Source organism: Pseudomonas sp. Pseu.R1, assembly GCF_045764065.1.
Lineage (GTDB): Bacteria > Pseudomonadota > Gammaproteobacteria > Pseudomonadales > Pseudomonadaceae > Aquipseudomonas.
Map to the genome: position 1 here is coordinate 2,087,508 of NZ_JBJGEE020000001.1, position 13,249 is coordinate 2,100,756.

At 58.0% G+C, this 13,249-nt stretch carries 11 protein-coding genes; 8 read left to right on the forward strand and 3 right to left on the reverse strand.

All coding sequences use genetic code 11. The features are described 5' to 3' along the window. Nucleotides 1-20 precede the first annotated feature (20 nt). Nucleotides 21-1,694 carry a ShlB/FhaC/HecB family hemolysin secretion/activation protein gene (locus ACI5GA_RS09650; RefSeq protein WP_421425463.1) on the reverse strand — a complete coding sequence of 558 codons (1,674 nt, stop codon included), beginning with the start codon at nt 1,692-1,694 and terminating at the stop codon, nt 21-23. A 944-nt stretch (nt 1,695-2,638) separates the two neighbouring features. On the opposite strand from ACI5GA_RS09650, the gene ACI5GA_RS09655 reads away from it, so the two are divergent. From ACI5GA_RS09655 to ACI5GA_RS09680, 6 genes are all read left to right on the forward strand, one after another. After that, complete coding sequence (locus ACI5GA_RS09655; RefSeq protein ID WP_421422655.1) at nt 2,639-3,172, forward strand: REP-associated tyrosine transposase; 534 nt, start codon at nt 2,639-2,641, stop codon at nt 3,170-3,172. A gap of 180 nt (nt 3,173-3,352) precedes the next feature. Beyond that, nucleotides 3,353-4,357 (forward strand): HNH endonuclease, encoded by a 1,005-nt coding sequence (locus tag ACI5GA_RS09660; RefSeq protein ID WP_421422656.1) that lies wholly within the window; start codon nt 3,353-3,355, stop codon nt 4,355-4,357. Between the two features lie 320 nt (nt 4,358-4,677). Next, nucleotides 4,678-5,145 (forward strand): Bro-N domain-containing protein, encoded by a 468-nt coding sequence (locus ACI5GA_RS09665; RefSeq protein ID WP_421422657.1) that lies wholly within the window; start codon nt 4,678-4,680, stop codon nt 5,143-5,145. Nucleotides 5,146-5,166: 21 nt separating this feature from the next. After that, the gene (locus tag ACI5GA_RS09670) at nt 5,167-5,847 is read left to right on the forward strand and encodes an NgoMIV family type II restriction endonuclease (RefSeq protein ID WP_421422658.1); all 681 of its coding nucleotides are present in this window, start codon (nt 5,167-5,169) and stop codon (nt 5,845-5,847) included. 379 nt (nt 5,848-6,226) lie between these two features. Then, nucleotides 6,227-7,147: an SMP-30/gluconolactonase/LRE family protein gene (locus ACI5GA_RS09675; RefSeq protein ID WP_404636248.1), complete on the forward strand. Its 921-nt coding sequence runs from the start codon at nt 6,227-6,229 to the stop codon at nt 7,145-7,147. A gap of 55 nt (nt 7,148-7,202) precedes the next feature. Continuing rightward, entirely contained in the window at nt 7,203-8,546 is a 1,344-nt protein-coding gene (locus ACI5GA_RS09680; RefSeq protein WP_404636247.1) for an MFS transporter, read from the forward strand. Here ACI5GA_RS09680 and ACI5GA_RS09685 read toward each other — a convergent pair. Both ACI5GA_RS09685 and ACI5GA_RS09690 read right to left on the reverse strand, forming a co-directional pair. Next, nucleotides 8,533-9,780 (reverse strand): MFS transporter, encoded by a 1,248-nt coding sequence (locus ACI5GA_RS09685; RefSeq protein ID WP_421422659.1) that lies wholly within the window; start codon nt 9,778-9,780, stop codon nt 8,533-8,535. The genes ACI5GA_RS09680 and ACI5GA_RS09685 overlap by 14 nt on opposite strands. Nucleotides 9,781-9,863: 83 nt before the next feature. Beyond that, nucleotides 9,864-10,541, reverse strand: coding sequence for an RraA family protein (locus ACI5GA_RS09690; RefSeq protein WP_404636269.1), 678 nt, complete (start codon nt 10,539-10,541; stop codon nt 9,864-9,866). Nucleotides 10,542-10,766: 225 nt separating this feature from the next. Here ACI5GA_RS09690 and ACI5GA_RS09695 point away from each other — a divergent pair, with 225 nt between their 5' ends. Continuing rightward, a complete protein-coding gene (locus ACI5GA_RS09695; protein WP_404636245.1) occupies nt 10,767-11,744 on the forward strand; it encodes a hydroxyacid dehydrogenase in 978 nt (325 codons plus the stop codon). A gap of 85 nt (nt 11,745-11,829) precedes the next feature. Further along, nucleotides 11,830-13,164 carry an MFS transporter gene (locus tag ACI5GA_RS09700; RefSeq protein ID WP_421422660.1) on the forward strand — a complete coding sequence of 445 codons (1,335 nt, stop codon included), beginning with the start codon at nt 11,830-11,832 and terminating at the stop codon, nt 13,162-13,164. Nucleotides 13,165-13,249 lie beyond the last annotated feature (85 nt).

Genomic DNA, 13,249 nt, shown 5'->3' on the forward strand with positions numbered 1-13,249 from the left:
TCAGGCATCCCGGCGAAACGTCAGAGGAAGAAGTCGAGGCGAAAATAGATCGGCGACTCGCGCTCGATCACGCCGCCAGGACGTTCCAGAGAGTGGGCAAAAGTGGCACTCGCGGCGACGTGCTGGCCGCGGGCGAAGAATTCGAAGGCATTGCTGGAAAGGCGCCCGTGCTGGTCACCGTTGTAGCGGTCGTTGCGGATCACGCCCTGGTCGTAACCAATGGCAGTGCCGTAATCGCTGAACACCGGGCGCAACCATTCCAAGGTCACCGGGCGGGTCAGGCGCAGCTCGTTGCGCCAATAGCCGCCGCTGTCGCCGGACAGAAACTGGTCTTTGTAGCCACGCACCGAGGCCGAGCCGCCCAGGCTCATGCGCTGCGGGCTGAACAGCACGTCTTCGCTGCGCTGCACGGTGGCCAGGCTGGTGAAGGTCAGGCTCTCGCCCCACAGCTTGAACGGCTGCAAATAGCTGACGGTGCCGGTGTATTTGCGGTAGCGCGCGTCGGCTTCGCCCGGTCCGGGATGGCCGTTGTCCTGAGCACCGAAGGCGCCGATGCCTTGCTGCATGCCCAGATCGACGTTGAGGAACGCCCCACCGATGCGCCGACCGTGGTTGATGCCGTATTGCACCTCGGTGATGCGGTTGCTGCTCAGCGCCAGGCGGCTGTCTTCGATGTAGTTGTTGGTGCGAAGGCTGGAGAGGCCGACATTGAGCGAGGTCTTGCTCAGGGCGTCGCGGTAGATGACCCGCTCGGCGCGCACCTGGTGGGTCTGGCTGTCGCCGCTCTGTTTGAAGTTGAAACCGTTGGCCTGCACCTGAGAGCGGAAATCGCTCTCGCTGTAGCTGTAACTGAAGTTCCACCAGCCCCAAGGCAGGTTGTAGGCTAGCGAAGCGTTGTGAGAGGTGTGCGCCGAATCGGTCATCGCGTCGTGGCCGCCGCGCAGACTCAACTGATCGGCCAGACCCAACGGACTGTCCCACTCGAGGCCGGTGTTCCACTGCTGCTCGCCGGTGCTGCGCTGGCCGTCGTTGTTGCGCGACAGGCTGGCACGCCAGGGTTTCTGTGGGGTGTTCTTGACCAGCACGTCACTGCCGCCGACCTGCTGCCCCGGCGTCAATTCCATCTGGGCCTGATTGGACGGCAAGCGGTTGAGTTGGTCGACCATCTGCTCGATCTCGCGCAGGTTGACCAACTGCCCTTCCCGCCCCGGGAACGCCATGGCCAGTTCACGATCAGTAAGGCCGCTACCGGCATCGCTTTTGAGCTTTTCCAGCCGCCCTTCGATCACCAGCACTTGCAAGTGGCCCTTGGACAAATCCTGTTGCGGCAGGTAGGCGCGACTGGTCACCAAGCCTTTCTCGATGTAGAGGTCGGTGATGACCTTGAGCAGCTCGTTAAGCTGCGAGACGCCAAGGCATTGACCAAGGTACGGCTGGGTCAAACGTTTGCGCTCAGACTCGGAAAGAGAATCGGCGCCTTTGAGTTCAATGGTCTGGATCGTGAAGCAGCGCGCATCCGCGGGCTTAATGGGTTGCGTTGGCGTCGCTTGCTTGCCGGGTAGATCCTTGAGTTCTTCAAGGCGGCGTTGCTGGTCTTGCAGCAGACGCTCTTGGCGATCGCGGATGAGGTCCTGTTCGCCTGGGGTAGGCGCGGCGACGGAGACAAGGGGTGGCGTGGTCAGTAGGCAGAACAGCGCGACTCGATGAACGGGAAAACCCACGGAGCGTCCTTGCAATGGCACAGTGATATCAGAAGGGGTTGGATCCTATTCAGTCATTTGTTTGGCGTCAATTAAATTATTTCAAGATGTAACCAAGACGAAACGCAGTCGATACTCCCAACAATTTCCTACACGGCTGGAAAATCAGGATCGTACGATCAGCTACAGATACTGCGACTAGATTGCTCCAAACTTTGCACTTCATGAGGGCTGCGGTTACCGGGCTGAACCGGCAGCACCGCCCTGCCGCTGGCCTCATCGACGGGAAAGATCGAGTGTAAATTCGCCCTTCATAGTTTATTGACGTGCGTATTAACCGAGCTCGTCATCGGAACGATGTAGCTGGTGGTGCGGCAGAATTGACGACTGTCCGCTATGGGTTGATTCCTGCCGGTCAAGGCGCACCCAGTGCGGCAGGCAGATCCAACACAAACTACTGGTCAGGTCGAATGCAAATGGGTGGTCAAGTCCATGCAATTACACAACCAAGGGTGCTAGCGCGTGGGTTCCTTGTGTTAACGACGATGGTGTCGAGGTATTGCAACGCGCTCCCAAAAGTTAGGTCATTTGGGTGCCTTAACTCCAAAAGCCCACCAATTTTGACATTGCATATCAAGTCATCAAGAAAAAAGCTTTAAAAATCAATGGGCCTTATGCTGAGCAAATCTGGAAAGTGGGGTCCTGCTTTCGCGGTTTGAAATGAAAGGGGCTGCCAGCGATGGCGGCCCTTTTCGTTTGCGATGAAGGAGCGGACGCAGAGCGTCAGAAGCTGCATTCCCACGCGGAGCGTGGGAATGCATCCCTAGACGCTCCGCGTCGCCCCACTGAAGCACCTCGAAACGCTAAACCGCTCTTATATCTGAAAACCTTGAAATAGCCTCAACGCTCCACGTCCAGCGTCAAATTCAGGAAGAGCCATGGCCCGCAGCCGCTATACCATCACCGAAATCGACAAACCCCACTTTCTCACCTGCACCGTCGTCGAATGGCTCCCGCTCTTCACCCGCCCCACCCTCGTGGATATAGTCCTGAACACATGGCGATATCAACAGACAAATCAGAGCCTAAGGCTCTACGGTTACGTAGTCTTGGAAAACCACCTGCATTACCTCGCTCAATCTCCCGACCTCGCAAAATCAGTCGCCAGCTTCAAATCCTTCACGGCCCGACACATCATCGAACACCTCAAGACCGCGTACGCAGAAAGCACGCTCAAACGACTGCGCTTCGCCAAATGCGCGCATAAGGTCGACCGCGTTTATCAGGTCTGGCAGGAAGGCGTTCATGCGGAGTTGGTCTACAGCGAAAGCGTGATGCGGCAGAAGCTCGATTACATTCACCACAACCCTGTAAAGCGAGGGTATGTCGATCTCGGGGAGCACTGGAGGTATTCGAGTGCTAGAGATTATCAGGGGCAGCCGGGGCCTATTGAGGTGCAGCGGTGGTGTTAGGTAGAGCTGACGCGGAGCGTCAGGGGCTGCGTTCCCACGCGGAGCGTGGGGACGATCAGGTATGAGGCCTGAAACCTTGACCGTCCAGTGATATCACATTGACCTGAAACAGGTTGTAACGTAGCACCAGCGTGACGCAACATTCCTTTTCCTACATGTTCTGCGGAAAAGGACTACAGCGTGGCGAAGAAAGACTCACAACAGGTTCTGACCGGTACCAACACGTCTAGCTCGCTCAGCCAAGGTCACGTGTATAGCCGCAAGGATTTGAGTACCCAGTTCCAGATCGTCGACGCCAATATCAACAACGGCATCTTCAAACCCGCGGCTTTCGATTCCGTATGGATCTTCGTCACAGAAACCAAGACAGCAGATAAAACTCAGTACGAGGACGTACTTATCGGCGATGAGTTACGGATGGAAGGACAGACCGAAGGACGGACCGATTACCTTCTTGAGAAACACGTCGAGCGCGGGCTAGAAGTACTGCTTTTCTACAGGACAAAGAAAAATCAGCATCCCGGCTATGGCTTTACCTACAAAGGGCGTTTCCTCTATCAAAGCCAGTCAGGTTCGAGACCAACCAAATTTGTTCTCCGCCATGAGAGCAGTCCTCTCCTCAACGCTTCTGTCGTCGAAGAGGAACTGGCAGAGTCAGGTGAATTCGATCCTCAAAACATCATCGACGCTCGCAAGAAGGTCATTGCATCGGTAGTTCGTCGCAAAGGCCAAGGCAAGTTCAGAGCCGCGCTGCTCAAAGCCTACAAAGGCAGATGCGCCGTCACCGGATGCACCATTGAGGCACTGTTAGAAGCGGCTCACATCGTCCCTTACCTGGGTGATGAAACCAACGTCGTCAGCAATGGTTTATTGCTTCGCGCTGATATTCATACCCTTTTCGACCTGAGACTTTTGTGGATCGATCCTGAGAATCGAACGGTAAAATTGGCTGAACCGCTGATCGGCAGCGAGTACGAGGAATGGGCGAATAAAGCCCTCTACGCTCCTGAAAACTCGTCAGACTGGCCTAGCGTCAAAGCGCTGAAGTCGCAATTCAATACCTTGCAACTGTCCGCTGGCTCAAGCGGTAATCCACAGCCGTCAGGCTCGTTAAACGCTCCCGATGACTCCATTCCGTCTGACGTAGACCAGGAACACCAAATGCTAGCAGCAACGTTGAAGTAGCAATACCTAACCAACTCTGATGATTTTCAGATTTTTCCTACAACATCGAATCTTGCCGAGGCAGGCCCAGCCACCTACCCTGCCCCAGCGCCTAAGAAACGCAGCAGAAACAACTGAGCAGAGCGGCCCGTCCGCTCCCGATAGATGCGGCTTTTTTTACGCCCACGGCTTCTACCTGCGCGTAGAAAATCTCTCTGCTATGTCGGGAGTGGGCGAATACAAGACCCGCAAGGGGAATAAATCCGGCCCTGTTCTCTGCTCGGGGTTTCTTAGCTCCCGACACCCATGCCACGGAAGGCGATCAGAAGAGATACGGACCCATGCCGCCAGCCTTGCACCCCACCACCTTCCACCGTCACAACCGCCCGCTGCGTACTCTCCTCCTGGAATCCCAAGCTTGGTTCTGCGCCAAGGACATGGGCCGTATTATGGGCTGGCCCCTGAACGAACGCACGACGCGCAAGCTTGATGCGGATCAACGGCGAGTAATGACGTTGGCAGGTCAGCACGGCGATGCAGATGAGCTAATGGTGAGTGAATCGGCGGTGTACGCGCTTCTCGTGCATCACTATCACGGCGAGAACCGAGCATTGCGGCGCTGGATCACTCATGAAGTGGTCCCGTGTCTGAGAGATGAGCGGGTGCCACCCGAGCCCTGTCATCCGTGCTTGAGTTTCCTGCAATGGCCAGGGCTGTCGGTGAGCATGCTGCACTGGCAGGGCGAGCCATGGATTCGGTTACGGGACATGCCACAAGTAGTGGCACACGCAGATCACATTGGGGTGTGATAGCGCGAAGCCAGAATCGTCATGGCTGCAAGCACTAAGGCGCTTTTGCGGGCGCTCTGGGCAAAGCACCTGTTGGGGCTCGAAATGAAAGATTCACTTCCGCGACAAGTGTTTCATGCATCGCTGCTGAGCGCCGCCTTCACGTACGACAGCCAGGGTATGCCCAGTAATTCGGATCGCACGCACAGCCGAAGTGTTGCAATCGCTCAAGGGGTCTTCGGGCGCATGCTGACAAACTCGACTGGGGTGCCTATCACAGGATGTGCGTCCGAGCATTCATTTGAAAGCCTCTGCGCCGCCTTCATCCGTGACACCTTTTTAAAACTCAACCACCTGCGCCCCGGTGATTGGGATGTGCATCAGGTATCTGGCCGCCGTCGTCTTGAAATCGCCAAGTATGAGCAATACGCGCATCTGGTAGCACTGGATCGCGCTGCGAAAGCGGATCGTGAATTGGCCGCGGCGTTGGGCAGTGATTACACCATTACTCCGGATATCGTTGTGGCACGTGCGTTGGAACGCGATGCGTCCATCAATAGGCATGAGTGTCTGGTGGATGATTCGGTCAGCACGCGCGCGAGCCTCCGAGCCGCAGCTGGGGGACTGCCGCTGCTTCATGCCAGCGTGTCGTGCAAGTGGACAATAGTGGACGGGAAGCGGCTGAAGGACATTAGCGATCTGCCGCTGGATTTGGCGAGTTGAAACGGTGGCTACCAAGATGTAAGCGCTACTAGCAGCGCGAACGAAGAGAGTCGCCCATGTTTCACGCGCCATTTCGAAACGCCGCCTTCGCACGTGCTTCCTGCGCCCGGCTGAGCCGTCAGCGCTTGCGCGCCAACGCATTCAGATCGTTTTGCAGCGGATGAATACCGTTTTTTGCCACTCACCCTATCGATCTATTGAAATAAAATTCTAAAAATCCAGCAATTGCGACATCGCCCTTCCCCCCGTCCTGCCTGTTAACTGACGATCAGCGTGTAAAACCGCTCGCACCCTTCGTGGAAATGATTTATTTTTTGGAATCGAATTCTATTTTAATAACATACCGCACCCGTACCGTCGGATCGCTTCAGGAGCACTCATGAGCTTCTTCCCCGCCCCAACCATCACCGAAACAACGGTCTTCACTCGTTTGCCTGAGCATTTTCGCAATCCACGACGGACGACGTGGGCCGATGCCAATCGCCAGGGAAAAGTCATCGATTCATTTCTGGAGGGTCCGTCTTTCGACAAGGAAGGCAACCTTTACGTCACGGACATCCCGTACGGTCGCATCTTCAGGATTTCTCCCTCTGGCGATTGGACACTGGTCTGTGAATACGACGGTTGGCCCAACGGCCTGAAGATTCACCAGGACGGCCGGATTTTCATCACGGATTACAAGCGCGGCATCATGTTGCTTGACCCGCAAAGCGGGAAGATCGAGCCGTTTCTGGAGTCGGCTGGCTCGGAAGGTTTCAAAGGGGTGAACGATCTGGTGTTCTCGCCAGCAGGCGACATGTACTTCACCGATCAGGGGCAAACCGGTCTGCAGGACCCAACCGGGCGCGTCTACAAGCTGGACGCCGCCGGTCAGCTCACGTGCCTGATCAATACCGTTCCCAGCCCCAACGGAATTGTGTTCGACCCCAAACTCAACCATCTGCTGATTGCGGTCACCCGTGCGCAGCAGATTTGGCGAATCCCGCTGGGTAACGGCTCAATCATCAGCAAGGTCGGCGTCTTCGCGCAGTTGCATGGCGGGCTCGGAGGCCCGGATGGCCTGGCGCTGGATGACGAAAGCAATCTGTATATCGCTCATACGGGGTTTGGCTCGGTCTGGCGACTCTCCAGAGTCGGCGAACCTACCCAGCGCTATGTCTCCTGCGAAGGTATCAGCAACACCAATCTCGCTTTCGGAGGGGCCGACGGCCGCACGCTGTTCATCACCGAATCGGAGACGGGTTCCATTTTGCAGGTTCGAACACCGGTGAAAGGCCTGCCGATGTATTCACATAGCTAAGCGGCTGCGAGACCACACACATGTCTTCTAAAACAACGATAAAAGAAGTGACGCCATGACTCCGGATACCAAAACGAACGCCCCGCTCTCCGATGCTGAAGGTGAAAAGCTGCTGCGCCGCGTTCTGCTGCGCATCGTTCCGTTCATCTTTGTCTGTTACGTGATCAGCTATCTGGACAGAACCAATGTCGGCTTTGCCGCCATCAGCATGAACAAAGACCTTGGCCTGACCGCGACGATGTTCGGTTGGGCGGCAGGCCTGTTCTTCTTCGGATACTTCATTTTCGAAATCCCCAGCAACCTGCTGATGCAACGCTTCGGCGCACGCATCTGGATCGCACGGATCATGATCACCTGGGGGCTGATTTCGGTCGGAACGGCATTCGCCACCGGCCCTGTCAGCTTCAGCATCATGCGCTTCCTGCTGGGGCTTGCCGAGGCAGGCTTCACGCCGGGGGTGTACCTGTATTTCACTTACTGGTTTCCCGGTAAATGGCGGGCGAAAGCCACAGCAACGTTTCTGCTGGGCATCCCCACCGCCAATATCTTCGGTTCCCCGCTTTCGGGATGGCTGCTGGACATGCACGGGGTTCTGGGCCTGAAGAACTGGCAATTTTTGCTGGTCGCCGAAGCGATCCCTGCTGTACTGCTGGGCATTGCCTGCCTGTTCGTCATGGTGGACACCCCGGCCAAGGCGCGCTGGCTGAGTGAGCGGGAGAAGACCTGGCTGCAAAACAAGCTGAGCAGTGAACAGGCCTCGATCAGCGCCAGCCATGGCAACACCTTGCGCGGCGCACTGACCAACCCCAAGGTCTTCGTGCTGGCAGCCATCAACTTCTGCTGCATCGTCGGTTCGATCGGCATCGGCATCTGGATGCCCCAGATCATCAAAAGCCTTGGCATGGAGAACAGCACGGTCGGGCTGGTCGCTGCCTTACCTTATGTGCTGGGCGCTGTGTCCATGACGATCTGGGCTCGATTGGCTAACGGCAGCAAGCACCGTCTGCCGTATGTGGTGGGAGCGCTGGCGTTAGCCGCGATCTCACTGGTCGCGGCTGCGTTGATCGAGCAACCGGTATTGAAGATCGCCAGTCTGGCCCTGGCGGTTGCCAGCATTCTGTCGTTCCAGGCGACGTTCTGGGCGATCCCGTCGTCGTTCCTGACCGGGCGTGCGGCGGCGGGCGGTCTGGCACTGATCGTCTCGATCGGTAACCTAGGCGGGTTCGTTGGCCCCTTCATGATCGGCTTGATCAAGGATGCCACGCAGTCCTACTCCGGGCCGTTCTATGCCGTGGCTTCGATTCTGATGCTAGGCACCTGCCTGATGCTGTGGCTTGGCGACCCAGCCAGGCAGCGGGCTAAGTCCGAGACGGTTTCAAAACCTGCTACCGAGTGCTAGTCGGCGCCGACGAGCGCGCTCGCCAGTAGAAGTGATCGAACACCACGTAGCCCAGCAGCAACACCCCGGCGGCTCCCATCGTCGCCGGGGCTCCCCAGACGACCGACACCAATCCCGCGAACAGACCACCAATCGCTTCGAAACCGAAGCGCATGGAGAGGTAGAACGCAACCACACGACCTCTCAATTCGGCGGGTGCCTGGCTCTGCAGAAGCATGTTGCTGCTGACGTTGCTGGCCGTGATCCCAAACCCCAAAACCGCCAGAGACACCATGGCCCAGCCCAACGGTATGTTCAATGCCAGGCTCGCCAGTCCGCACGCGCAGCACAGGGCGGCAACCACGATAAAACGGGTCAGTCGAGGCAATGAACCGGCCAGCGCCAGACCCAGCGAGGCCACGAACGCCCCGGCGCCGGCAGCGCCCCACAACCAGCCAAGCGTGGTGGCATCACCTTGATAGGACTCACGAGTGATCACAGGCAGCAACACGGCATAGATGGATGACAGCAGGTTGACCACGACCACGCCCATCAACAACCGACGTACTTCCAGGGTGCCCCACATGTAGGTAAGGCCCTCACGAAAGATTTGCCCGGTCTTGCCAGCCACCCGGGCTGAGGGCGCCCCTTTGACCTTCATCAAGGCAAACAACAATAAGGAAAATGCACAGGCGGTGACCAGGAAGCACACCGCTTCGCCGCTGTATGCGATGAGCGCTCCCGCCAACGGGGGGCCAACAAACCGCGCTGCATTGATCAGCATGGCATTGAGCGCCAGTGCATTGGGCAAGTCCGCTGGATCGGCAACGAAGCTGCCGATCAATGCCTGGCGAAGGGGCGTTTCGAACGCATTGAGCACGCCCAGCATGAGCGCCATCGCGATCAGCCAATAGCTGTTCATGTCACCCAGCCAGGTCATCACCGACAGAAACAACGACTGAGCAGCCAGCAAAGCCTGTGCGATCAACAGGAGCCGACGCTTGTCGTGCTTATCGGTCCAGGCGCCGGCGAGCGGACCGATGCACAGTTGCGGGGCCAACGACAGAAAGGTCAGCAACCCCAGCAATGAGGCCGACCCTGTGAGGTGATAGGCCAACCAGGTCAACGCAACCTGCTGTACCCATTTGCCAAGCGTGGAAACCGCCTGGCCGAAAAAATAAACCTGGAAATCGCGGTGAGCCAGCGCCCGAACGGGCATCGGCCAAGGTTTACGGGACGGAATCTGGGACGTCATTCAGGCCTCTGTCGCGGGCCTCAGGCCGCCCGCTATGGATAGGAAGCAGGCGGCTCGCACAGGGTCGTGCATCGTGCGCCAGATTACTCCGGCAACTGACAGCCTTTCTTTTTCAATGCTTCGATGACCCAACTGCGGTCGTTTTCGCCTTTGGCAATCTGGTCCATCTGCTTGAGCTCCGCATGGTGCTTGGCGGTCGCGCGCTCGTACACCTCAGCCACGTGATCATACGGCACGCAGAGCAGACCATCATCATCGCCGATTACCAGATCGCCCGGCTCGATGACCATACCATCGATAGCGATAGGCACGTTGATTTCACCCGGCCCGTCTTTGTAAGGACCGCGATGGGAAATGCCTGCCGCGAACACTGGGAATTCACCGGCGCCAATACTGCCGGCATCACGGATGGCCCCGTTGATAACGATGCCGGCCACGCCACGCTTGACGGCATAGGCAACCATCATCTCGCCGATCAGCGCATTGCTCAGATCGCCGCCTGCGTCGACAACGATCACATCACCAGGCTGGGCGATATCGATCGCGTAATGCAGCATCAGATTGTCACCCGGCCGCGCCTTGACTGTCAGTGCGGCGCCTGCCAGCACGCCTCCACGGTGCATAGGCCGCAGACGCGCACCGGCGGCAGTCATGCGGTGCATGGAATCGCTCACGTTGGCGACGGGGACTTCGCGATAGCGCGAAATCCACTCCGCGCTGACTTTACGGGAGGCATTCAGGACTCGGAATCCGATGGACATGGCATCTCTCTCTTGAAATTGTGGTGTGCCGACGGGAGCTACCCGACTGAAATAATAGAATCGCATTTCGATTTTCAGCATTCAACAGTTTTTATCTCAACCACCCATACCCTTCATCGCCAAATTTATTTCATTATTGAAATGGCATTTCATTGTGCTAGGGTGATCCTGAGCACACGACGACCTCATGGGTCGGTATTCACGATAAAAACAAGGTAGATATCCATGACTCGCAAAATCTTGCTGACAGGCCCGGCCCTGACGGCCGATGCCATGAATCACGCAGACAGCCTGGGCATCCAGATCATTCCCACCACGCCCTACATGCCCGCCGAAGCACTGACCGCCATCATTCGTGACGAGCAGCCGGATGCGATCATCGTTCGCCAAGGCAAGCTGACAGCAGCCATGATTGAGGCCTCAGCCAATCTCAAAGTGGTTGCCAAACATGGCGTGGGCTACGACTCCATCGATATTCAGGCGGCGGCAGAGCGAGGCATACCGGTCACCATCGCGGTGGGCGCCAACGCACAATCCGTGGCAGAGCACGCTTTCGCCTTGTTGTTCAGCGTTGCACGCCAGACTGCCTACCAGGACGCCCGGCTGCGCGCGGGGCACTGGGACAAATCGACGGCCAACGGCACCGAGCTCTTTGGCAAGACCCTTGGCCTGATCGGTCTGGGCTCGATTGGCGGGATTCTGATGGACCTCGTGGCTCCCTTGCAGATGAAGGTCAAAGTCTACGACCCCTTCCTGAAAGCCCTGCCTGATCGCTCACATGTCGAGCGTGAAGACGATTTCGACAAACTGATCGAGAGCAGCGACATCATCAGCCTGCACTGCCCGCTCACCGAGCAGAATCGCAACTTGTTCAGCACAGCCCAGTTCGCGCGCATGCGCCCGGGCAGCATTCTGATCAACACCGCGCGCGGCGAGCTGATCGACACTCCGGCGCTGGTCGAAGCGCTGCGCAACGGGCAGATCGCAGGTGCGGGCCTGGATACATTCCACCCTGAACCGCCACCTGTGGACAGCGAGTTGTGGTCCCTCCCTAACCTGGTGGCGACGCCCCACGTTGGCGCCAACACCAGCGAAGCCCGCGACCGCGTGGGTCTGCTGGCCCTGCAACAGGTCATCAAGATCTGGGAAGGCGAAGCCATGGACCCAAGGTGCGTCGTTAACCGCCACTTGATCAATGACTGACCTCACGATCGAATAAGTGCCGCTGCGCAGCGGCATGCGTCCGTTCCGAACCGTTTCTCCAAAAAAATAAACACAGGAGAGCACAATGGCCGTAAAGCCTGTCACCGCCCCCGTCAGCGACCTCGAACGCGCCACGATGCATCGAGTTGCCTGGCGTCTGCTGCCGTTTCTGATTGTCTGCTACCTGATCGCAATCATCGATCGAGGCAACATCGGGATGGCGTCCCTGCAAATGAACCATGACCTGGGCCTGACGCCCGCCATTTTCGGATTCGCCAGCAGCCTGTTTTTTGTTTCCTACTTTCTGATCGAAGTGCCCAGCAACCTCGCGCTGCAGAAATTCGGCGCAAGAATCTGGATCGCCCGCATCATGATCACCTGGGGCCTCATCTCCGCAGGTACCGCTTTCGTCCAGGGTGCCAACTCGCTCTATGTCATGCGTTTTCTGCTGGGCGCAGCAGAGGCTGGCTTCTTTCCGGGCGTGCTGTTGTACATGACCTATTGGCTGCCGTCGGCATACCGGGCTCGCATGGTCGCGATCTTCATGGTGGCCATCCCCGGCGCCAACTTCCTGGGCTCGCCTCTGTCCGGCTTTCTTCTGACACTGGATGGCTGGATGGGGATGCGCGGCTGGCATTGGTTGTTCATCCTGGAAGGCATCCCTGCCGTGTTGCTCGGGGTCGCGTGCCTGTTCGTGCTTACCGACCGTCCAGAACAGGCAAAGTGGCTCAGTGACGAGCAGCGCACCTGGCTGGTCAACCGACTCGATGAAGAGAAGCAGCGCAAAACCAACATCGGTCACATCTCGCTGTGGAAGCTGCTCAGGCACAAGGACATCTGGGTTCTGGCGCTCATTTACTCCGGGGCCTCCGCCGCAGGCAGCACGATGAGCGTCTGGGCGCCTCAGTTGCTCAAGACCTTTGGCCTGTCCAACCTGGAAATCGGCTTCACCAACGCCATTCCATACGGCATCGCTTCGGTGGCCATGATCATCTGGGGACGCAGCTCTGATCGCACCAACGAACGTCGCTGGCACACCTCGCTCACGCTGCTGCTGATCGCCGCCGGTCTGCTGCTCGCGCTGGTGACCTCCTCGCTGCCCGCCACAGTGATGTTGCTCACGATGGTTCTGATCGGTGCCTACTCGATGAAAGGCCCGTTTTGGGCACTGGTGTCGACGTGGCTATCGAGCAGCACGGCTGCAGCGGGTCTGGCGGCGGTCGGTGCCTTGGCGAACCTGATTGGTGGCGGCCTGATGGTCAACGTCTATGGCTCCATCCATGACGCCACCGGAAGCTACGCACTGGCAATGATGCCACTGGCGGCCCTGTGCGCTGCGGGGGGTATTGCGGTATTGCTGATGGGCCGCAAGCACAAACACCCGTCCGTTGGAGAGCCCAGCTCGATCGAAGCACGTTGAGCCTGCAAACAGGCCCATCGCAACCGTTGGCCTGACGTCGCCGACCATCAGAAAGACGGCGTCGGTCGGCGCTCGAACATCTCAG